Source organism: Kocuria rhizosphaericola, assembly GCF_044462205.1.
GTDB lineage: Bacteria > Actinomycetota > Actinomycetes > Actinomycetales > Micrococcaceae > Kocuria > Kocuria rhizosphaericola.
On sequence record NZ_JBISWK010000013.1, the window covers coordinates 1 to 20,548 of the forward strand.

Here is a 20,548-nt window from a genome sequence, read left to right on the forward strand (position 1 = left end):
CGGCGCCGGCACCACCCCACGACGCACGCGACCGGACGAACACCGCAGGAGGACGCGCATGACCGACGCCGGGCTGCTCAGCCCCGGGGCCCACCGGGGCGACGCGCACACGGACGACACCGCCGTGCTCCAGGCGCTGCTCGACGTCGAGGCCGCCTGGGTCGCCGCGCAGGCGGACGCCGGCCTCGCCCCGCGCGGCGCCGCCGGATCGGCCCGCGCGGCCGCCCGGGCCGCCGACTACGACGCCGGAGACATCGCCCGGCGCGCCGAGGGCGGCGGCAACCCGGTCATCCCGCTCCTCGCCGACTACCGGCGCCGGCTGGGGGAGCTCGACCCCGTCGCCGTGCGCTTCGTCCACCGCGGCCTGACCAGCCAGGACGTCATGGACACCGCCATGATGCTCGTGGTCCGGCGCGCCGCCGCCGAGCTGACCCGGCAGCTGTCCGACACCGCGGACGCCCTGGCGGCGCTGGCCGACGCCCACCGCGACACCGTCCAGGCCGCCCGGACCCTGACGCAGCACGCGCTGCCCACCACCTTCGGGCTCAAGGCCGCCGGCTGGCTCGCCGGGCTGCAGGACCTCGAGGCGGACCTCGCCGGGCTCGCCCGGCTGCCCGTGTCCTGCGGCGGGGCCGCCGGCACCCTCGCCGGGAGCCTCGCGCTCTTCCCGGGAGCCCCCGACGCCGCCGAGCAGGCCGTCGAGCTCGCCCGCCACTGGGCCGACGAGCTCGGGCTGAGCATGCCGCCGCACGTGTGGCACACCAGCCGGCGGCCGGTGCTGCGCACCGGCGAGGTCCTCGGGGCCGTGTGCGCGGCCCTGGGCCGGATCGCCAACGACGTCCTGCTGCTCTCCCGCCCCGAGCTCGGCGAGCTGCGCGAACCGGCCGCGGAGGGGCGCGGCGTGTCCTCCGCGATGCCGCAGAAGCAGAACCCGGTGCTCTCCGTGCTGCTCAAGCGCACGGCCCTGACCGCGCCGCAGCTCGTGGCCCAGCTCCACGTCGCCGCCTCCCAGTACGTCGACGAGCGCCCCGACGGCGCCTGGCACACGGAGTGGCCGGCGCTGCGGCAGCTCGCCCGGCTCGCCGTCGCGGCGTCGTCGCACGCGGCCGAGCTCACGGCCGGCCTCACCGTGGACACCGCCCGGATGCGCGCCAACCTGGACGCGTCCGGACCCGCCGTGCTCGCCGAGCGGATCAGCGCGGTGCTCGCGCCGCTGCTTCCGCCGGCGGCCGACGGCGCCACGGGCAAGGAGCGGGTCCAGGCGGTCGTGCGCGAGCACGCGACCGACCGGCGGGGCATGCTCGACGCGCTGCTGGGTCTCGCCGCGGGCACCGCCCTGGCGGACGGGACCCCCGTGGACCGGGGCGTCGTGGCCGGACTGCTCGACCCCGAGGGCTATCTCGGCGCCAACGACCTGCTGATCGACCGGGTGCTCGAACGTCACCACCGGTCCGCGAACGACCGTCCGTCCACCACTCGGACCCCGCCAGGAGCACGAGCATGACCGTGCCCGTCCTGACCCTCGTCGAGTTCTCGACCCGCCGCGCCCCGTCGCCGCAGGCACCCCTCGTGGTGCTCGGCCCCGGGCTCGGCACCTCCGCCGCCTCGCTGTGGGGCGCCGCGGCGCACCGGCTGGAGGGCGACCTCCGCGTGGTCGGCTGGGACCTCCCCGGCCACGGGGGCTCGGCACCCGCCGGAGAGCCGTTCAGCACCGCCGAGCTCGCCCGGGCCGTGCTCGAGGCCGTGGACCGCTGCCGCACCGCCGACGGGGTCGAAACCGGAGGTCCGTTCTCCTACGCGGGCACGTCCCTCGGCGGCTGCGTGGGCGTCCAGCTCCTGCTCGACGCACCGCACCGGCTGCGCTCGGCCGTGCTCGTGGGCACCGCCGTGCAGGTGGGGGAGCCGGCCGCGTGGGCCGAGCGCGCGCAGCTCGTGGCCGCCGCCGGCACGCCCACCCAGGTCGTGGGCTCCGCGCAACGGTGGTTCGCCCCGGGCTTCATCGAGCGGGACGCGGTCACGACCACGGAGCTGCTGCACGACCTCCAGGACGCGGACCGGTTCTCGTACGCCCGGGCCTGCGAGGCCCTCGCCGCCTTCGACGCGCGCGGGCACCTCGGCACCGTGGACGTCCCCGTGCTCGCCGTGGTCGGCGCGCACGACGTCGTCACGCCGCCCGACGCCGTGGCCGAGCTGGCCGGGGCGACCGGCGCCCGCCTGGCGGTGGTCGAGGACGCGGGGCACCTGGTTCCCGCCGAGGCCCCGCAGGACGTGGCGCGGCTGCTCGACGAGCACTTCTGCGCGCACCCCTCCCACGACCCACCAAGGAGCACGAGCATGAGCAGCAACCCCCGGCGCACCGAGCAGGAGGCGCACGCGGACGGCACGGCGGTGCGCCGCGAGGTCCTCTCCGACGCCCACGTGGACCGGGCCGAGGCCGGCAAGGACGCCTTCACCGCCGAGTTCCAGGACTTCATCTCCCGCTACGCGTGGGGCGAGATCTGGACGCGGCCGGGACTGGACCGCCGGATGCGCAGCGCGGTGACCCTGACCGCGCTGATCGCGGCCGGGCACTGGGAGGAGTTCGAGATGCACGTGCGCGCCGCCCTGCGCAACGGCCTGGAGCGGGACGAGATCAAGGAGATCCTGCTGCAGTCGGCCATCTACCTCTCCGTGCCCTCCGCCAACAACGCCTTCAAGCACGCCAAGCAGGTCCTCGACGCCCTCGACGCCGAGGGTGCCCGGGACACCCGGCCCCCGGCGTCCTGACCTCCCCATCCCGACCCGAGACCGACGAGCAGCGACGCCAGCAGCGACGCCAGCAACGACGCCAGCAACGACGCAAGTGAGGAACACCATGACCGAGGCCTACATCTACGACGCCGTGCGGACCCCCTTCGGCCGCTTCGGCGGCGCCCTGGCGGGCGTGCGCCCCGACGACCTGGCCGCCCTGGTGATCGGCGAGCAGGTCCGGCGCGCCTCCGCGCTGGACCCCGCCACGATCGACGAGGTCGTGCTCGGCAACGCCAACGGCGCCGGCGAGGAGAACCGCAACGTCGCCCGCATGGGCACGCTGCTGGCCGGCCTGCCCGTCGAGATCCCCGGGACCACCGTCAACCGGCTGTGCGGATCCTCCCTGGACGCCGCGATCATCGCGTCCCGGCAGATCAACGCGGGCGAGGCCGACGTCATGCTCGTCGGCGGCGTCGAGTCCATGAGCCGGGCTCCCTGGGTGCTCCCGAAGACGGAGAAGCCCTACCCGGCCGGCGACATGACCCTGGCCTCCACCACGCTGGGCTGGCGGCTCGTCAACCAGAGGATGAACTCGGCGTGGACCGTGTCCCTGGGCGAGGCCACCGAGCAGCTCGCCGACCGGCACGGCATCACCCGCGACCGGATGGACGAGTTCGCGTTCCGCTCCCACCAGCTCACCCAGCAGGCGTGGGACGAGGGCTTCTACGACGACCTCACCGTCCAGGTCCCCGGCACCGAGCTGACCCAGGACGAGTCCGTCCGCGCGTCCTCGACCGTCGAGAAGCTCGGCGGGCTCAAGACCGTCTTCCGCCCGGCGGACCAGGGCGGCACCGTCACCGCCGGCAACGCCTCGCCCCTCAACGACGGCGCCTCCGCCGCCCTGCTGGGCTCCGAGAAAGCCGCCGAGCTGACCGGCCTGCAGCCCCTCGCCCGTGTCGCCGGCCGGGGCGCGGCCGCCAACGAGCCGCAGTTCTTCGGCTTCGCCCCGGTCGAGGCCGCGAATCTCGCCCTGCGGCGCGCGGGGATCACCTGGGACGACGTCGCGGCCGTCGAGCTCAACGAGGCCTTCGCCGCCCAGTCCCTCGCGTGCGTCGACGCCTGGGGGATCGACCCCGGGATCGTCAACCGGCACGGCGGCGCCATCGCCATCGGCCACCCCCTCGGGGCCTCCGGCACTCGCATCCTCGGCACGCTCGCCCGTTCCCTGCAGGCCTCCGGGCAGCGCTGGGGCGTGGCGGCCATCTGCATCGGCGTGGGCCAGGGCCTCGCGGTCGTGCTCGAGAACCAGAACGCCTGAGACCCGCCCCGACCACCGAAGAGAGGTACACCGGATGCTGAACATCGCAGACAGCTGCGCGCAGGCCGTGGCCCCGATCCACGACGGCGCCACCGTCATGATCGGCGGCTTCGGCGTGGCCGGCCAGCCCGTCGAGCTCATCGACGCGCTGATCGAGCACGGCGCCACCGACCTGACGGTCGTGAACAACAACGCCGGCAACGGGGACGTGGGCCTGGCCCGGCTCATCCAGCTCGGGCGGGTGCGGAGGATCATCTGCTCCTTCCCGCGCCAGTCCGACTCGTGGCACTTCGACGAGAAGTACCGGGCCGGGCAGATCGAGCTCGAGGTCGTCCCCCAGGGCAACCTCGCCGAGCGGATCCGCGCCGCCGGCGCCGGCATCGGGGGGTTCTTCACACCCACCGGCTACGGCACCCCCCTCGCGGAGGGCAAGGAGGTCCGCGAGATCGACGGACGCCACTACGTCCTCGAGCACCCCATCAAGGCCGACTTCTCCCTGACCAAGGCGCACGTCGCGGACCGGGCGGGCAACCTCGTCTACCGCAAGACGGCACGCAACTTCGGCCCGGTCATGGCCGCCGCCGCCACCACCTCGATCGTGCAGGTCGCGGAGCTCGTGGAGCGCGGCGGGCTGGACCCCGAGGTCGTCGTGACCCCGGGCATCTACGTGGACACCGTCGTGCGGATCGACACGCCCGCCCAGACCGACCCCCGAGAGGAGCTCTGACATGAGCGAGAACACCGTGGACGTCGTGCCCAGGACGTCCGAGACCCCGCTCGCCCCGGAGGAGCTGGCCCGTGTGGTGGCCCGTGACATCCCCGCGGGTTCCTACGTCAACCTCGGCATCGGCCAGCCGACACTGGTCTCCAACTACCTGAGCGCCGAGGACGACGTCACCCTGCACACCGAGAACGGCATGCTCGGCATGGGCCCCGAGGCCCACGGCGACGAGGTCGACGCCGACCTCATCAACGCCGGCAAGATCCCCGTGGTCGAGACGCCGGGGTGCTCGTACTTCCACCACGCGGACTCCTTCGCCATGATGCGCGGCGGCCACCTCGACTGCTGCGTGCTCGGCGCGTTCCAGGTGGACCGCAGCGGCAACCTCGCCAACTGGCACACGGGCAAGCCGGACGCGATCCCCGCGGTGGGCGGGGCCATGGACCTGGCCACGGGGGCGAAGATGACCTTCGTGATGATGTCCCTGCAGACCAAGAAGGGGCAGTCGAAGCTCGTGGAGCAGTGCACCATGCCGCTCACCGGCGTCGGCTGCGTCTCCCGGATCTACACCGACCAGGCCGTGTTCCTCATCGAAGAGGACGGCGTGTCGGTGCGCGAGACCTTCGGGACGAGCTTCGAGGAGCTCCAGCGGATCGTCGACGTCCCGCTGCGGCCCGCCCGCTGAGCACCGCACCGACCCCGGGGACGCGGTCGGCCGGCACCGGCCGCCCGCGTCCCCGGACGAGGCCCACAGGAGGCCACCGATGACCGAGCAGGACCCCACCGCCCCGGCGGGGGAGCGGGGCAGCCCCGGACAGTTCGTGCAGTCGCTGGCGCGCGGGCTCGGCGTGATCACGGCCTTCGACGCCCGGCACCCCCGGATGACCCTCAGCGACGTCGCCCGGCGCACCGGGCTCACCCGCGCCACCTCGCGCCGGTTCCTGCTCACGCTCGAGGAGCTGGGCTACGTCCGGACCGACGGGCGGCTCTTCGAGCTCACCCCCATGGTCCTCCAGCTCGGCTACTCCTACCTCTCCTCGCTGTCGCTGCCGGCCCTGGCCGCCCCGCACCTCGAGACGCTCTCGGCGCAGGTCGAGGAGTCCACGTCGGCCTCCGTGCTGGACGGCTCCGACATCGTCTACGTCGCCCGCGTCTCCACGCACCGGATCATGACCGTGGCGATCGCCGTGGGCACCCGGTTCCCCGCCCACGCCACCTCCATGGGCCGGGTCCTGCTCGCGGCGCTGGACCCCGAGCAGCTCGCGGGGTACTTCCGCACGGCGCGGCTCGAGCGCCTGACCGCGCACACCCTCACCGACCGCGCGGCCCTCGAGGCCGACCTGCGGCGGGTCCGCGCCCAGGGGTGGGCCCTCGTGGACCAGGAGCTCGAGGTCGGGCTGCGCTCGGTCGCCGCCCCCGTGACCGACGGCACCGGGCGCGTGGTCGCGGCCGTGAACGTCTCCATGCGCGTGGGCATGCCCGGTGCGAGCACCGGGGACCCGGTGGACGACGTCGTGCCGCCCCTGCTCGAGTGCGCCCGGCGGATCTCCGCCGACCTCGCGGCGACCGGGCGCTGACCGGGCGGCCCCGGGCCCGCGTTTTCCCGCCCCGCCGGGGGTCTGATAGGCTGTCGAGGAATTGAACGGTCATCCCTCGGCGCCCGCCGCCCCTGGAGGCCGAAGAAATCATGGCAGAACGGACTCGGTCCTCTGGTACGCGGTGTGTACCAAAATGCCATCCCTTTCGTCTGCCCAGCTACCTTCGGCGCGGCGACCGTGGTGCCCGCCCGCCGGGCCCACGTCAGGCGCCGCACCCGCACCAGGCCCCGTCCGGGAGCGGGGGAGCCGAACACCCAGCGGGCCGCTGACGCGACCCGTCCGATCAGGAGACACTGTGCCTACAATCCAGCAGCTGGTCCGCAAGGGCCGGACCCCGAAGGTCGTCAAGACCAAGGCGCCCGCACTCAAGGGCAGCCCCATGAAGCGCGGTGTGTGCACCCGCGTGTACACCACCACGCCCAAGAAGCCGAACTCCGCGCTGCGCAAGGTCGCCCGCGTGAAGCTCAACGGCGGCATCGAGGTCACGGCCTACATCCCCGGTGAGGGCCACAACCTCCAGGAGCACTCCATCGTGCTCGTCCGCGGCGGTCGCGTGAAGGACCTCCCCGGTGTCCGCTACAAGATCGTCCGCGGCGCGCTCGACACCCAGGGTGTCAAGGGCCGCCAGCAGGCCCGTTCCCGTTACGGCGCCAAGAAGGAGAAGAAGTAATGCCTCGTAAGGGTCCCGCTCCCAAGCGCCCGCTCGTCGTCGACCCGGTCTACAGCTCCCCGGTCGTCACGCAGCTGATCAACAAGGTCCTCCAGGACGGCAAGAAGTCCACCGCCGAGCGCATCGTCTACGGCGCCCTCGAGGGCGTCCGGGCGAAGTCCGGCGCCGACCCCGTCGCCACCCTCAAGAAGGCCCTGGAGAACGTCAAGCCGGCCCTCGAGGTGAAGTCCCGCCGCGTCGGCGGCGCCACCTACCAGGTGCCCGTCGAGGTCAAGCCGGGCCGCGCCCAGGCGCTGTCCCTGCGCTGGCTCGTCGGCTACTCGAAGATCCGTCGTGAGAACACCATGACCGAGCGTCTGCAGAACGAGATCCTGGACGCGTCCAACGGTCTCGGTGCCGCCGTGAAGCGCCGCGAGGACACCCACAAGATGGCGGAGTCCAACAAGGCCTTCGCCCACTACCGCTGGTAGAATCTTCCAGGCCTGTCGGCCCCACCCGGGCCGACAGGCCGCCGGCACCATCTCCGAAAGGGAATCACCGTGGCACTTGACGTGCTTACCGACCTCAAGAAGGTCCGCAACATCGGCATCATGGCGCACATCGATGCCGGCAAGACCACCACCACCGAACGCATCCTGTTCTACACCGGTATCTCCCACAAGCTCGGCGAGACCCACGATGGTGCCTCCACCATGGACTGGATGGCGCAGGAGCAGGAGCGCGGCATCACGATCACGTCCGCCGCGACGACCTGCTACTGGCACGACAACCAGATCAACATCATCGACACCCCCGGCCACGTGGACTTCACGGTCGAGGTCGAGCGCTCCCTGCGCGTGCTCGACGGCGCCGTGGCGGTCTTCGACGGCAAGGAGGGCGTCGAGCCCCAGTCGGAGACGGTCTGGCGCCAGGCCGACAAGTACGACGTCCCCCGCATCTGCTTCGTCAACAAGATGGACAAGCTGGGCGCCGACTTCTACTTCACCGTCGACACCATCATCAACCGCCTGGGCGCGAAGCCGCTCGTCATGCAGCTGCCGATCGGCGCCGAGTCCGAGTTCGTCGGCGTGGTCGACCTGCTGACCATGAAGGCCTTCGTCTGGCCGGGCGACTCCAAGGGCGACGTCTCCCTCGGCGCCAAGTACGAGATCGAGGAGATCCCCGCCGATCTGCAGGAGCGCGCCGAGGAGTACCGCAACCAGCTGGTGGAGTCCGTCGCCGAGGCCGACGACGAGCTCATGGAGAAGTACCTGGGCGGCGAGGAGCTCACCCTCGAGGAGCTCAAGGCCGGCATCCGGAAGCTCACCATCACCTCGCAGGCGTACCCCGTGCTCTGCGGCTCCGCGTTCAAGAACCGCGGCGTGCAGCCGATGCTCGACGCCGTCATCGACTTCCTGCCGTCCCCGCTGGACGTCCCGAACGTCGAGGGCCACGCCCTGAACAACGAGGAAGAGATCCTCTCCCGCCCGGTGGACTCCACCGCGCCGTTCTCCGCCCTGGCGTTCAAGGTGGCCTCCCACCCGTTCTACGGCCAGCTCACCTACATCCGCGTGTACTCCGGCAAGGCCGCCAACGGCGACCAGGTGCTCAACTCCACCAAGGGCAAGAAGGAGCGCATCGGCAAGCTGTTCCAGATGCACTCGAACAAGGAGAACCCGGTCGACACCATCCAGGCCGGCCACATCTACGCGGCCATCGGGCTCAAGGACACCACCACGGGCGACACCCTGTGCTCCGCTCAGGAGCCGATCGTGCTCGAGTCGATGACCTTCCCGGCCCCCGTGATCTCCGTGGCCATCGAGCCGAAGACCAAGGGCGACCAGGAGAAGCTCTCGGTCGCGATCCAGAAGCTCTCCGCCGAGGACCCCACGTTCACCGTGTCCCTCAACGAGGAGACCGGCCAGACCGAGATCGGCGGCATGGGCGAGCTCCACCTGGACATCCTGGTGGACCGCATGAAGCGCGAGTTCCGCGTCGAGGCGAACGTCGGCAAGCCGCAGGTGGCCTACCGCGAGACGATCAAGAAGGCCGTCGACAAGGTCGACTACACGCACAAGAAGCAGACCGGCGGCTCCGGCCAGTTCGCCAAGGTGCAGCTCGCGTTCGAGCCGATCCCGCTGGACGCCGAGGAGCTCTACGAGTTCGACAACAAGGTCACCGGCGGCCGCGTCCCGCGCGAGTACATCCCCTCCGTGGACGCCGGCATCCAGGACGCCATGCGTCTGGGCATCCTCGCCGGGTACCCGGTGGTGGGCGTCAAGGCCACGCTGCTCGACGGCGCCTACCACGACGTCGACTCCTCCGAGATGGCCTTCAAGATCGCCGGCTCCATGGTCTTCAAGGAGGGCGCCCGCCGGGCCCAGCCCGTCCTGCTCGAGCCGCTGATGGCCGTCGAGGTCCGCACGCCCGAGGAGTACATGGGCGAGGTCATCGGCGACCTGAACTCCCGCCGCGGCCAGATCCAGTCCATGGAGGACGTCACCGGCGTCAAGCTGGTCAAGGCGCTCGTTCCCCTGTCCGAGATGTTCGGCTACATCGGTGACCTCCGGTCCAAGACCCAGGGTCGCGCCGTGTACTCGATGCAGTTCGACAGCTACTCGGAGGTTCCCAAGGCCGTCGCCGAGGAGATCGTCCAGAAGAACCGCGGCGAGTAGGCACCACCCCTCGGCCCCGGCCGGGAATTTCATCAAACAAGTACAGCCAAAGTAGACTTGCAGAGGTTTCAGTGCTGCTGAGTGCCTCAAGATCCCCCCGACAACACGCGGTGGGGAAGTGCTGAGCAAGTTACGACAAAAAGTTCTAGGAGGAACAACCATGGCGAAGGCCAAGTTCGAGCGCACCAAGCCGCACGTCAACATCGGCACCATCGGCCACGTCGACCACGGCAAGACGACGCTCACCGCTGCCATCTCGAAGGTCCTGCACGACAAGTACCCGGACCTCAACGAGCAGCGCGACTTCGGCGCCATCGACTCCGCTCCGGAGGAGAAGCAGCGCGGCATCACCATCAACATCGCGCACATCGAGTACCAGACGGAGAAGCGTCACTACGCCCACGTGGACGCCCCGGGCCACGCCGACTACGTCAAGAACATGATCACCGGTGCGGCGCAGATGGACGGCGCCATCCTCGTGGTCGCCGCCACGGACGGCCCCATGGCCCAGACCCGCGAGCACGTGCTGCTCGCCCGCCAGGTGGGCGTGCCCTACCTGCTGGTGGCCCTGAACAAGTCCGACATGGTCGACGACGAGGAGCTCCTGGACCTCGTCGAGATGGAGGTGCGCGAGCTCCTCGCCGACCAGGGCTTCGACGGCGACAACGCCCCGGTCGTGCGCGTCTCGGCGCTGAAGGCCCTCGAGGGCGACCCCGAGTGGGTCGCCAAGGTCGAGGAGCTCATGGAGGCCGTGGACGAGAACGTGCCCGACCCCATCCGCGACATGGACAAGCCGTTCCTCATGCCGATCGAGGACGTCTTCACCATCACCGGCCGTGGCACCGTGGTGACCGGCCGTGCCGAGCGCGGCACGCTGCCGATCAACTCCGAGGTCGAGATCGTCGGCATCCGTCCGGTCCAGAAGACCACGGTCACCGGCATCGAGATGTTCCACAAGCAGATGGACGAGGCCATGGCGGGCGAGAACTGCGGCCTGCTGCTGCGCGGTCTCAAGCGTGACGACGTCGAGCGCGGCCAGGTCGTGTGCAAGCCGGGCTCCATCACCCCGCACACCGACTTCGAGGCGAACGTCTACATCCTCTCCAAGGAGGAGGGCGGCCGCCACAACCCGTTCTACTCCAACTACCGTCCGCAGTTCTACTTCCGGACCACCGACGTCACCGGCGTCATCACGCTGCCCGAGGGCACCGAGATGGTCATGCCGGGCGACAACACCGAGATGACGGTCGCGCTGATCCAGCCGATCGCCATGGAGGAGGGCCTCGGCTTCGCCATCCGTGAGGGTGGCCGCACCGTGGGCTCCGGTCGCGTCACCAAGATCAACAAGTAGTCCCCGGACTGCTCGATCTGCGCGGAACCCCCCGCCGCTCACGTGAGCGACGGGGGGTTCCGCGCGTTCCGGGTCCGGCGCGGCCGGGCTCGGCCGGGCTCAGCCGGTGAGCTGGTGCAGGCACAGGACGTTGCCCTCGGAGTCGGTGAACCACGCCGCCCTCATCCCGTCGGCGGTGGCGACGTGGTCCACGGTCTGCAGGCCGGGCAGGTCGTAGTCCTCGAAGTTCACGCCCCGGCCCTCGAGCTCCCGCACGGCGGCCTCGACGTCGGCGACCTCGAAGCTGGCCTGCGTCAGCTCGGATGCCGGCGCGTCGGGGCGCAGGAGCAACTGGAGGCCGGTGTGCCCGTCCTCGCTGAACAGGACGCTGTCGGGCTCCAGCTCGGGGCCGGGGGTGAGACCCAGCGTCTCCTGGTAGAACTGCCTGGCGCGGTCCAACTCCCGCACGGGAACGATCGCCACCAGCCTCGCGGTGGACAGCATGGGACCCATCTCCTCTGGACGTCGGGGTGCGGACGCGGCCAGGATACGACCGCGCGCGCCGGCGGTGGTTGCGGAAGGCTCACGGTTCCGGCACGGTTCCGTACAACGGTGGCCGCGGAGGCCGCCACCGTGCGTTTGCACCGGTCTGCCATCTCTGGCAGGATGGAGGACGTTGTTCAAGCGCCGACGCGTGCTCTCAACGGTTCGAACCGGCAGACCCCAGGACACCATCGGGTTCCGAAGCAGAACCGTGGGCCAGCAGCTCGTGGAAGCTGCCACGCACGGACCACATACAGCCCGCCCCGAGGAACGAATCCGGTGCGCCCTCGTGTTCTGCACGAGGCGACACGCCCGAGTTCGGGGGTCGGAGCTCCAGCAGGGTGAGGAACCCGGATTCTTCCGGATTCAGTCTGCGTGGAGGGGCGCCCGCCCAGGCGGCGCCATGCACAAGGAGTCCCCAGGCTCCGTCACAGGGAAGTACGTTCAAGAAAGAGAGTCACGACGCCATGGCGGGACAGAAAATCCGCATCCGGCTGAAGTCTTATGACCACGAGGTCATCGACGTCTCGGCCCGGAAGATCGTTGAGACGGTGACGCGCGCAGGCGCCACGGTGGTCGGCCCCGTGCCGCTGCCCACGGAGAAGAACGTGTACTGCGTCATCCGCTCGCCGCACAAGTACAAGGACAGCCGTGAGCACTTCGAGATGCGCACGCACAAGCGGCTGATCGACATCATCGACCCCACGCCGAAGGCCGTCGACTCGCTCATGCGCCTCGACCTGCCGGCTGACGTGAACATCGAAATCAAGCTGTAAAGAGGATCGCATCCCAATGACTACCACTTTCGAACGCCAGGTGAAGGGCCTGCTGGGCACGAAGCTCGGCATGACCCAGGTCTGGGACGAGAACGGGAAGTTCGTGCCGGTGACCGTCGTCAAGGCGGACTCCAACGTCGTCACCCAGCTGCGCAACCAGGACCGGGACGGCTACTCGGCCGTGCAGATCGGGTTCGGTGCGATCGACCCCCGCAAGGTCACCCAGCCGCTGGCCGGCCACTTCGAGAAGGCCGGCGTGACGCCGCGCCGCCACGTCGTGGAGCTGCGCACCGCTGACGCCGACACCTACGAGCTGGGCCAGGAGCTCTCCGTCGAGCTCTTCGAGGCCGGCCAGAAGGTCGACGTCATCGGCAAGACCAAGGGCAAGGGCACGGCCGGTGTCATGAAGCGCCACGGCTTCTCCGGCGTCGGCGCCTCCCACGGTGCCCACAAGAACCACCGCAAGCCGGGATCCATCGGCGGCGCGTCCTATCCCGCTCGCGTGTTCAAGGGCATGCGCATGGCGGGCCGCATGGGCGCCGTCCGTCACACGACGCAGAACCTCACCGTTCACGCCGTGGACGCCGAGAACTCCCTGCTGCTCATCAAGGGTGCCCTGCCGGGCCCCAAGGGTTCGGTCGTCCTCGTCCGCACCGCAGTGAAGGGAGCCTGATCAGACCATGGCAACTCAGACCGTCAACGTCGAACTGCCCGCCGAGATCTTCGACGTCCAGACCAACGTGCCCCTGCTGCACCAGGTCGTCGTCGCTCAGCTGGCCGCGGCCCGCCAGGGCACGCACAAGACCAAGAACCGCGCCGAGGTCTCCGGAGCCGGCCGTAAGCCCTTCAAGCAGAAGGGCACCGGCCGCGCGCGCCAGGGCTCGATCCGCGCCCCGCACATGACCGGTGGCGGCGTGGTGCACGGGCCGACCCCGCGCGACTACAGCCAGCGCACCCCCAAGAAGATGAAGGCCGCCGCCCTGCGCGGAGCCCTCTCGGACCGGGCGCGCAACAACCGCATCCACGTCGTGGAGGCCGTCGTCGAGGGCACCGTCCCCAACACGAAGGCCGCCCAGTCGACGCTGCGGGGGCTCTCGGACCGCAAGAACCTGCTGGTCGTCCTGCACCGCTCGGACGACGTGTCCGCGCTGTCGGTGCGCAACCTCGCCGACGTCCACACCGTCTACGCCGACCAGCTCAACACCTACGACGTGCTGGTCTCCGACGACGTGGTCTTCACGAAGGACGCGTTCGAGTCCTTCGTGGCGGCCGCGAGCAAGAAGAAGCAGGAGGACGCCAAGTGAGCGCGACCACCATCAAGGATCCCCGGGACGTCATCATCGCGCCGGTCGTCTCGGAGAAGTCCTACGGGCTCATCGACGAGGGCCGCTACACGTTCTTCGTGGCGGCCGACTCGAACAAGACGCAGATCAAGTACGCCGTGGAGCAGATCTTCGGCGTCAAGGTCGAGTCCGTGAACACCATCAACCGTGCCGGGAAGCGGAAGCGCACGCGCTTCGGCTGGGGTCAGCGCAAGGGCACCAAGCGTGCCGTTGTGACCCTGAAGGAAGGCACCATCGACATCTTCGGCGGTCCGCTCGCCTGAGCGGAGACCACTTTAACGAGGAACTGACACATGGCTATCCGTAAGCACAAGCCGACAACCCCGGGCCGTCGCGGCTCCTCCGTTGCCGACTTCGCAGAAATCACGCGCACGACCCCCGAGAAGTCGCTGGTCCGGCCGCTGCCCAAGAAGGGCGGCCGGAACAACACCGGCCGCATCACCACCCGGCACAAGGGTGGCGGGCACAAGCGCCAGTACCGCGTCATCGACTTCCGTCGCCACGACAAGGACGGCGTCGACGCCAAGGTCGCGCACATCGAGTACGACCCGAACCGCACCGCGCGCATCGCGCTGCTGCACTTCGTGGACGGCTCCAAGCGCTACATCATCGCGCCGAACCGCCTCTCCCAGGGCGACGTCGTCGAGTCGGGCCCCGGCGCCGACATCAAGCCCGGCAACAACCTGCCGTTGCGCAACATCCCCGTCGGCACCGTGATCCACGCCGTCGAGCTCCGTCCGGGCGGCGGCGCCAAGCTTGCCCGCTCGGCCGGCGCGTCGGTGCAGCTCGTGGCCAAGGAGGGCAAGTACGGCCAGCTCCGTCTGCCCTCCGGCGAGATCCGCAACGTCGACGTGCGCTGCCGCGCCACGGTCGGCGAGGTCGGCAACGCCGAGCAGTCGAACATCAACTGGGGCAAGGCCGGCCGCAACCGCTGGAAGGGCGTCCGCCCGACCGTCCGCGGTGTGGTCATGAACCCCGTCGACCACCCGCACGGTGGTGGCGAGGGCAAGACCTCCGGAGGCCGTCACCCGGTCAACCCGAACGGCAAGCCCGAGGGCCGCACCCGCCGCCCCAACAAGGAGAGCGACAAGCTCATCGTCCGCCGTCGTCGCACCGGCAAGAACAAGCGCTAAGGAGCCTGACACATGCCACGCAGCCTGAAGAAGGGCCCTTTCGTCGATCAGCACCTGTACCTGAAGGTCGCCAGGGAGAACGACAAGGGCACCAAGAACGTCATCAAGACGTGGTCCCGCCGCTCGATGATCGTCCCCGACATGCTCGGACACACGATCGCCGTGCACGACGGACGCAAGCACATCCCCGTGTTCATCACCGAGTCGATGGTCGGGCACAAGCTCGGCGAGTTCGCCCCCACGCGGACCTTCCGCGGCCATGTGAAGGACGACAAGAAGGGCAAGCGCCGCTGATCCTCCGGGATCCCGCAGCGTGAGCACTTCGAGAAGACGAGAGAAGGAAAGCAATGGAAGCCAAGGCATCTGCGCGCTACATCCGCGTGACGCCTATGAAGGCCCGGCGCGTCGTCAACCTGATTCGTGGCCAACAGGCGAATGAGGCTCTGGCGATTCTGAAGTTCGCCCCCCAGGGTGCTTCGGAACCGGTGTTCAAGGTCCTCCAGTCGGCGGTCGCCAACGCGCGCCAGCTGGCGGACCGCGACGGTCTGCCGTTCAAGGAGGAGGCGCTCGTGGTGAGCGAGGCCTTCGTCGACGAGGGCCCGACCATGAAGCGGTTCCGGCCGCGCGCCCAGGGCCGCGCCTACCGCATCAACAAGCGCACGAGCCACATCACCGTGATCGTGGCGAGCCCTGACAGCGAGGAGGTCCGCTAAGTGGGACAGAAGATCAACCCGCACGGGTTCCGGCTGGGCATCACCACCGACCACGTGTCGCACTGGTACGCGGACTCCACCAAGGAGGGCCAGCGCTACAAGGACTACGTCCGTGAGGACATCAAGATCCGCAAGCTCATGTCCACGGGCATGGAGCGGGCCGGCATCTCCAAGGTCGAGATCGAGCGGACCCGGGACCGCGTGCGCGTGGACATCCACACCGCCCGCCCCGGCATCGTCATCGGCCGCCGCGGCGCCGAGGCCGACCGCATCCGCGGCGAGCTCGAGAAGCTCACCGGCAAGCAGATCCAGCTGAACATCCTCGAGGTCAAGAACCCCGAGGTGGACGCCCAGCTGGTGGCGCAGGGCGTCGCCGAGCAGCTCGCCTCCCGCGTGGCCTTCCGCCGCGCCATGAAGAAGGCCATCCAGTCGGCGCAGCGCGCCGGCGCGAAGGGCATCCGCATCCAGTGCGCCGGCCGCCTCGGCGGCGCCGAGATGAGCCGCTCGGAGTTCTACCGCGAAGGCCGTGTGCCCCTGCACACCCTGCGCGCGAACATCGACTACGGGTTCTTCGAGGCCAAGACCACCTTCGGCCGCATCGGCGTGAAGGTCTGGATCTACAAGGGCGACCTGACCGCGAAGGAACTGGCGGCGCAGCAGGCCGCGGCTCCCTCTCGCGGCCGCGGCGGCGACCGTGATCGCCGCGGCGGTCCGGGCGAGCGTCGCGGAGGCGGCGGCGGCGACCGTCGTCGTCCCGACCGTAACGACCGTGGCGGACGCCGTGAGCGCACCGACTCCGCCGCCTCCCCGGCTCCGGCCGCGGGAGCGACCAACGCAGAGGGTGGTAAGTAGATGCTCATCCCACGTCGTGTGAAGTTCCGCAAGCAGCACCACCCGAAGCGTTCGGGCGCCGCCAAGGGCGGCACCACCGTCGCCTTCGGCGAGTGGGGGATCCAGGCGCTCACGCCGGCCTACGTGACGAACCGTCAGATCGAGGCCGCGCGTATCGCCATGACCCGCCACATCAAGCGTGGCGGCAAGGTCTGGATCAACATCTACCCGGACCGCCCCCTGACCAAGAAGCCCGCCGAGACCCGCATGGGTTCCGGCAAGGGCTCCCCCGAATGGTGGGTCGCCAACGTCAAGCCCGGGCGCGTGATGTTCGAGCTCTCCGGTGTCTCCGAAGAGGTCGCCCGCGAGGCCCTGCGCCTGGCGATCCACAAGCTCCCGATGAAGGCACGCATCGTGCGTCGCGAAGGTGGTGAATGAGAATGGCTGTTGGATCCAAGGATCTGAGCATGGAGAACCTCGCGGCCCTCGACAAGGACTCTCTGAGTGAGGCGCTGCGCAAGGCCAAGGAGGAGCTGTTCAACCTCCGCTTCCAGTCCGCAACCGGTCAGCTCGAAAACAACGGCCGCCTCAAGGCCGTCAAGCGCGACATCGCGCGCATCTACACGGTGCTGCGCGAGCGCGAGCTCGGCATCCGGCCCGAGGCCGGCGCCGCCGAGAACACCGCCGAGAACACCTCCGAGGAGGACGCCAAGTGACCGAGCAGATCAACAACGGGGCCGAGCAGGCCGCCGAGCGCGGTGACCGCAAGAGCCGCCGCGGCTACGTGGTCTCCGACAAGATGGACAAGACCGTCGTCGTCCAGCTGCAGGACAACGTCAAGCACTCGCTGTACGGCAAGGTCATGCGCCGTTCCTCGAAGGTCAAGGCCCACGACGAGCAGAACTCCGCCGGTGTCGGCGACCTCGTCCTGATCTCCGAGACCCGCCCGCTGTCCGCCACCAAGCGGTGGCGGATCGTGGAGATCCTCGAGAAGGCCAAGTGACCCGAGCTCGCTAGAGCCGGCCACGGCCGCGAGAGGGACGGGCCGTCGCCCGTTCACCGCCCCGCACGGACGGCCTCCCGCCTGTGCTAGGCTGGTGAGCTTGTATGGGCCAATTTGTCTGCCCGTACGACCCACAGCTCTTCGTGCCAGCGCATAATGACCGCGTGCAGGGCGCCCCTGTGCCACCTGGTGGCGGGTTCAGATGCTCCTGGCATGGAGGGCTGGCCCGGTCCGGCGTGCGACGCCGGGGGAGGGCACATCATCCGACAAGCTGTTCCGCAAGGCCCGCACCGTGCTCTCGATCGGTGTTGGAACCGGCGTGACGACAGGAGTAATCAGTGATTCAGCAGGAGTCGCGACTGAAGGTCGCCGACAACACGGGTGCGAAGGAAATCCTCACCATCCGTGTTCTCGGTGGATCCGGACGTCGCTACGCAGGCATCGGCGACATCATCGTCGCCACCGTCAAGGACGCGATCCCGGGCGGGAACGTGAAGAAGGGCGATGTGGTCAAGGCCGTCATCGTCCGCACCAAGAAGGAGCGCCGTCGGTCCGACGGCTCCTACATCAAGTTCGACGAGAACGCCGCAGTGATCCTGAAGAACGACGGTGACCCCCGTGGTACCCGCATCTTCGGCCCCGTGGGCCGTGAGCTGCGCGACAAGAAGTTCATGAAGATCATCTCGCTGGCCCCGGAGGTGCTCTGACCATGGCGAAGTTCAAGATCAAGACCGGCGACCTGGTGCAGGTCGTCTCCGGCAGCAAGGACAACAAGGGCAAGCAGGGCAAGGTCCTGCGCGTGATCCCCGAGTCCTCCCGCGTGGTCGTGGAGGGCATCAACGTGATCACCCGCCACCGCAAGGCCTCCATGCAGGGCGAGGCCGGCGGCATCGACAAGGTCGAGGCCCCGATCCACGTGTCCAACGTGGCGCTCGTGGACCCGGAGACCAACAAGCCGACCCGCGTCGGCTACCGCACCGAGACCGTGGAGCGCGACGGACGCCAGAAGACCGTCCGCGTCCGCGTCTCCAAGAGCACCGGCAAGGACCTGTGATGACCGAAACCACCGAGATCAGCGTGTCCCCGCGCTTCAAGGACAAGTACCAGGAGACCGTCGTCCCCGCGCTGCAGGAGCAGTTCGGCTACGGCAACGTCATGGAGATCCCGCGCGTCGTCAAGGTCGTCGTGAACATGGGTGTCGGCGACGCCGCGAAGGACTCGAAGCTCATCGACGGCGCCGTCCGCGACCTCACCGCCATCACGGGCCAGAAGCCGCTCGTGACCCGTGCGAAGAAGTCCATCGCGCAGTTCAAGCTCCGCGAGGGCATGCCGATCGGCGCGCACACCACGCTGCGCGGAGACCGCATGTGGGAGTTCCTCGACCGCCTGGTGACCCTGGCCCTGCCGCGCATCCGCGACTTCCGCGGTCTGTCCGACCGCCAGTTCGACGGCAACGGCAACTACACCTTCGGCCTCACCGAGCAGTCCATGTTCCACGAGATCGACCAGGACCGCATCGACCGGGTCCGCGGCATGGACATCACGGTGGTCACCACCGCGAAGACCGACGACGAGGGTCGCGCGCTGCTGAAGGCGCTCGGCTTCCCCTTCAAGACCAACTAATCTCGCTACGTTCCAGGTCCGGCCGGGCGCCCATCGGCGCCGCCAGGTGCGGAAACCGGGACGAGGAAGGGCACGTGCCCCCAAAATGACAATGACAGATCCTGTCGCGGACATGCTGACGCGTCTGCGCAACGCCAACTCCGCCTACCACGACTCCGTGAGCATGCCGTACTCGAAGCTCAAGGCTCGCGTCGCGGACATCCTCAAGGCCGAGGGCTACATCGCGGACTACAAGGAGGAGGCGGCCGAGGTCGGCAAGACCCTCACGCTCTCCCTGAAGTTCGGCCCCAACCGGGAGCGCTCCATCGCGGGCGTCCGGCGCATCTCCAAGCCGGGCCTGCGCGTGTACGCCAAGTCCACCAACCTCCCCAAGGTCCTGGGCGGCCTGGGCATCGCCATCCTGTCCACCTCTTCCGGGCTGCTGACCGACAAGCAGGCCGCGAAGAAGGGCGTGGGCGGCGAAGTCCTCGCGTTCGTCTGGTAACCCGGAACAGAAAGGAAGAGAACATGTCACGTATCGGACGTCTCCCCATCTCTGTGCCGGCCGGTGTGGAGATCAAGGTCGACGGCAACGTCGTCTCCGTCAAGGGCGCCAAGGGCGAGCTGCAGCACACCGTTGCCAGCCCGATCACCGTCGCGCTCGAGGACAGCACCCTCACCGTCACCCGACCCGACGACGAGCGCGAGTCCCGCTCGCTGCACGGCCTCACCCGCACCCTGATCGCCAACATGATCCAGGGCGTCACCCAGGGCTACTCCAAGGGCATCGAGATCGTGGGCACCGGTTACCGCGTGCAGGCCAAGGGCCAGGACCTCGAGTTCGCCCTCGGCTACAGCCACCCGATCACCTTCAAGGCCCCGGAGGGCATCTCGTTCGCCGTCGAGGGCGTCAACAAGCTCTCGGTCAACGGCATCGACAAGCAGCAGGTCGGCGAGGTCGCCGCGAAGATCCGCAAACTCCGCGCCCCCGAGCCCTACAAGGGCAAGGGCGTGCGGTACGCCGGCGAGCAGATCCGCCGCAAGGCCGGAAAGGCTGGTAAGTAATCATGGCTCTGAAGATCAAGGGCAAGTCCAAGGCCGCCGCCCGCAGCCGCCGCCACGTCCGGGTGCGCAAGCACCTGGCCGGCACGGCCGCGCGCCCGCGCCTGGTCGTCAACCGCTCGGCCCGTCACATGTTCGTCCAGGTCGTCGACGACACCCAGGGTGTCACCGTCGCCTCGGCGTCCACCATGGAGGCCGACCTGCGCGGCGCCGACGCGGACAAGACCGCGAAGGCCAAGCGCGTGGGCGAGCTCGTGGCCGAGCGTGCCAAGGCCGCCGGTGTCGAGGCCGTCGTGTTCGACCGCGGCGGCAACAAGTACCACGGTCGCGTGGCGGCTGTCGCCGACGGCGCCCGCGAAGGAGGTCTGGCACTGTGAGCGAGCAGAACAACGAGAAGGAAACCCAGGTGACCGAAGCGAGCACTGCCTCCACGGAGGCGACCGGGGCCCAGCAGACCACCGAGCCCAACCGCTCCCAGGACTCCCGCGGTGACCGCGGGGGCCGCGGCGAGCGCGGGGGCC

28 protein-coding genes are annotated in these 20,548 nt (G+C 69.5%); 27 read left to right on the forward strand and 1 reads right to left on the reverse strand.

The features are described 5' to 3' along the window. The first annotated feature begins 58 nt into the window (after positions 1-58). The 10 genes from ACH9D2_RS00945 (at position 59) to tuf (ending at position 11,042) form a co-directional block, all read left to right on the forward strand. Positions 59-1,504, forward strand: a complete 1,446-nt coding sequence (locus ACH9D2_RS00945) for a lyase family protein (RefSeq protein ID WP_396360863.1) — start codon at positions 59-61, stop codon at positions 1,502-1,504. After that, positions 1,501-2,766 (forward strand): bifunctional 3-oxoadipate enol-lactonase/4-carboxymuconolactone decarboxylase PcaDC, encoded by a 1,266-nt coding sequence (gene pcaDC, locus ACH9D2_RS19480; RefSeq protein ID WP_449555782.1) that lies wholly within the window; start codon positions 1,501-1,503, stop codon positions 2,764-2,766. Before ACH9D2_RS00945 ends, pcaDC begins: the two co-directional genes overlap by 4 nt. Before the next feature lie 88 nt (positions 2,767-2,854). After that, entirely contained in the window at positions 2,855-4,048 is a 1,194-nt protein-coding gene (locus ACH9D2_RS00960; protein WP_396360864.1) for a thiolase family protein, read from the forward strand. A gap of 34 nt (positions 4,049-4,082) precedes the next feature. After that, the gene (locus tag ACH9D2_RS00965) at positions 4,083-4,775 is read left to right on the forward strand and encodes a 3-oxoacid CoA-transferase subunit A (protein WP_396360866.1); all 693 of its coding nucleotides are present in this window, start codon (positions 4,083-4,085) and stop codon (positions 4,773-4,775) included. Between the two features lies 1 nt (position 4,776). Beyond that, on the forward strand, positions 4,777-5,454 hold the full coding sequence (locus tag ACH9D2_RS00970; RefSeq protein ID WP_396360867.1) for a 3-oxoacid CoA-transferase subunit B: 678 nt from the start codon (positions 4,777-4,779) through the stop codon (positions 5,452-5,454). A gap of 79 nt (positions 5,455-5,533) precedes the next feature. Further along, entirely contained in the window at positions 5,534-6,346 is an 813-nt protein-coding gene (locus tag ACH9D2_RS00975; protein ID WP_396360869.1) for an IclR family transcriptional regulator domain-containing protein, read from the forward strand. A gap of 316 nt (positions 6,347-6,662) precedes the next feature. Beyond that, positions 6,663-7,037, forward strand: coding sequence for a 30S ribosomal protein S12 (gene rpsL, locus ACH9D2_RS00980; RefSeq protein WP_062734959.1), 375 nt, complete (start codon positions 6,663-6,665; stop codon positions 7,035-7,037). Then, positions 7,037-7,507 (forward strand): 30S ribosomal protein S7, encoded by a 471-nt coding sequence (rpsG, locus tag ACH9D2_RS00985; RefSeq protein WP_017833292.1) that lies wholly within the window; start codon positions 7,037-7,039, stop codon positions 7,505-7,507. Before rpsL ends, rpsG begins: the two co-directional genes overlap by 1 nt. Positions 7,508-7,576: 69 nt before the next feature. After that, a complete protein-coding gene (fusA, locus tag ACH9D2_RS00990; RefSeq protein WP_396360871.1) occupies positions 7,577-9,691 on the forward strand; it encodes an elongation factor G in 2,115 nt (704 codons plus the stop codon). Between the two features lie 160 nt (positions 9,692-9,851). Beyond that, positions 9,852-11,042, forward strand: coding sequence for an elongation factor Tu (gene tuf / locus ACH9D2_RS00995; RefSeq protein ID WP_396360873.1), 1,191 nt, complete (start codon positions 9,852-9,854; stop codon positions 11,040-11,042). Positions 11,043-11,141: 99 nt separating this feature from the next. Here the strand turns inward: tuf and ACH9D2_RS01000 are convergent, their stop codons facing one another. After that, positions 11,142-11,525 carry a VOC family protein gene (locus ACH9D2_RS01000; RefSeq protein WP_396360875.1) on the reverse strand — a complete coding sequence of 128 codons (384 nt, stop codon included), beginning with the start codon at positions 11,523-11,525 and terminating at the stop codon, positions 11,142-11,144. 506 nt (positions 11,526-12,031) lie between these two features. On the opposite strand from ACH9D2_RS01000, the gene rpsJ reads away from it, so the two are divergent. The 17 genes from rpsJ to rplR all read left to right on the forward strand — a co-directional run bounded on the left by rpsJ (position 12,032) and on the right by rplR (position 20,404). Continuing rightward, the gene (rpsJ, locus tag ACH9D2_RS01005; RefSeq protein ID WP_003803825.1) at positions 12,032-12,340 is read left to right on the forward strand and encodes a 30S ribosomal protein S10; all 309 of its coding nucleotides are present in this window, start codon (positions 12,032-12,034) and stop codon (positions 12,338-12,340) included. 16 nt (positions 12,341-12,356) lie between these two features. Continuing rightward, positions 12,357-13,013 (forward strand): 50S ribosomal protein L3, encoded by a 657-nt coding sequence (gene rplC / locus ACH9D2_RS01010; protein WP_017833296.1) that lies wholly within the window; start codon positions 12,357-12,359, stop codon positions 13,011-13,013. Between the two features lie 7 nt (positions 13,014-13,020). Continuing rightward, positions 13,021-13,644 (forward strand): 50S ribosomal protein L4, encoded by a 624-nt coding sequence (rplD, locus tag ACH9D2_RS01015; RefSeq protein ID WP_396360877.1) that lies wholly within the window; start codon positions 13,021-13,023, stop codon positions 13,642-13,644. Next, positions 13,641-13,946, forward strand: a complete 306-nt coding sequence (gene rplW / locus ACH9D2_RS01020) for a 50S ribosomal protein L23 (protein WP_298586104.1) — start codon at positions 13,641-13,643, stop codon at positions 13,944-13,946. Before rplD ends, rplW begins: the two co-directional genes overlap by 4 nt. A gap of 30 nt (positions 13,947-13,976) precedes the next feature. Continuing rightward, positions 13,977-14,816 carry a 50S ribosomal protein L2 gene (gene rplB / locus ACH9D2_RS01025; RefSeq protein ID WP_058872530.1) on the forward strand — a complete coding sequence of 280 codons (840 nt, stop codon included), beginning with the start codon at positions 13,977-13,979 and terminating at the stop codon, positions 14,814-14,816. Between the two features lie 12 nt (positions 14,817-14,828). Then, positions 14,829-15,110 carry a 30S ribosomal protein S19 gene (rpsS, locus tag ACH9D2_RS01030; RefSeq protein ID WP_396360879.1) on the forward strand — a complete coding sequence of 94 codons (282 nt, stop codon included), beginning with the start codon at positions 14,829-14,831 and terminating at the stop codon, positions 15,108-15,110. A gap of 53 nt (positions 15,111-15,163) precedes the next feature. Beyond that, positions 15,164-15,529 (forward strand): 50S ribosomal protein L22, encoded by a 366-nt coding sequence (rplV, locus tag ACH9D2_RS01035; RefSeq protein ID WP_387742573.1) that lies wholly within the window; start codon positions 15,164-15,166, stop codon positions 15,527-15,529. Continuing rightward, a complete protein-coding gene (gene rpsC, locus ACH9D2_RS01040) occupies positions 15,530-16,381 on the forward strand; it encodes a 30S ribosomal protein S3 (RefSeq protein WP_396360881.1) in 852 nt (283 codons plus the stop codon). It abuts the gene before it with no gap. Next, on the forward strand, positions 16,382-16,798 hold the full coding sequence (rplP, locus tag ACH9D2_RS01045) for a 50S ribosomal protein L16 (RefSeq protein WP_017833303.1): 417 nt from the start codon (positions 16,382-16,384) through the stop codon (positions 16,796-16,798). A gap of 2 nt (positions 16,799-16,800) precedes the next feature. Further along, a complete protein-coding gene (gene rpmC, locus ACH9D2_RS01050; protein ID WP_396360882.1) occupies positions 16,801-17,076 on the forward strand; it encodes a 50S ribosomal protein L29 in 276 nt (91 codons plus the stop codon). Then, the gene (gene rpsQ, locus ACH9D2_RS01055) at positions 17,073-17,363 is read left to right on the forward strand and encodes a 30S ribosomal protein S17 (protein WP_396360884.1); all 291 of its coding nucleotides are present in this window, start codon (positions 17,073-17,075) and stop codon (positions 17,361-17,363) included. Before rpmC ends, rpsQ begins: the two co-directional genes overlap by 4 nt. 338 nt (positions 17,364-17,701) lie before the next feature. Then, entirely contained in the window at positions 17,702-18,070 is a 369-nt protein-coding gene (gene rplN / locus ACH9D2_RS01060; RefSeq protein ID WP_396360886.1) for a 50S ribosomal protein L14, read from the forward strand. 2 nt (positions 18,071-18,072) lie between these two features. Then, positions 18,073-18,417 (forward strand): 50S ribosomal protein L24, encoded by a 345-nt coding sequence (gene rplX / locus ACH9D2_RS01065; RefSeq protein ID WP_396360887.1) that lies wholly within the window; start codon positions 18,073-18,075, stop codon positions 18,415-18,417. Beyond that, positions 18,417-18,986, forward strand: a complete 570-nt coding sequence (gene rplE, locus ACH9D2_RS01070; protein WP_017833308.1) for a 50S ribosomal protein L5 — start codon at positions 18,417-18,419, stop codon at positions 18,984-18,986. Before rplX ends, rplE begins: the two co-directional genes overlap by 1 nt. A gap of 85 nt (positions 18,987-19,071) precedes the next feature. After that, the gene (rpsH, locus tag ACH9D2_RS01075; RefSeq protein ID WP_396360890.1) at positions 19,072-19,470 is read left to right on the forward strand and encodes a 30S ribosomal protein S8; all 399 of its coding nucleotides are present in this window, start codon (positions 19,072-19,074) and stop codon (positions 19,468-19,470) included. A 23-nt stretch (positions 19,471-19,493) separates the two neighbouring features. Then, positions 19,494-20,030 (forward strand): 50S ribosomal protein L6, encoded by a 537-nt coding sequence (rplF, locus tag ACH9D2_RS01080; RefSeq protein ID WP_058872535.1) that lies wholly within the window; start codon positions 19,494-19,496, stop codon positions 20,028-20,030. A gap of 2 nt (positions 20,031-20,032) precedes the next feature. Then, positions 20,033-20,404: a 50S ribosomal protein L18 gene (rplR, locus tag ACH9D2_RS01085; protein ID WP_396360891.1), complete on the forward strand. Its 372-nt coding sequence runs from the start codon at positions 20,033-20,035 to the stop codon at positions 20,402-20,404. Positions 20,405-20,548 lie beyond the last annotated feature (144 nt).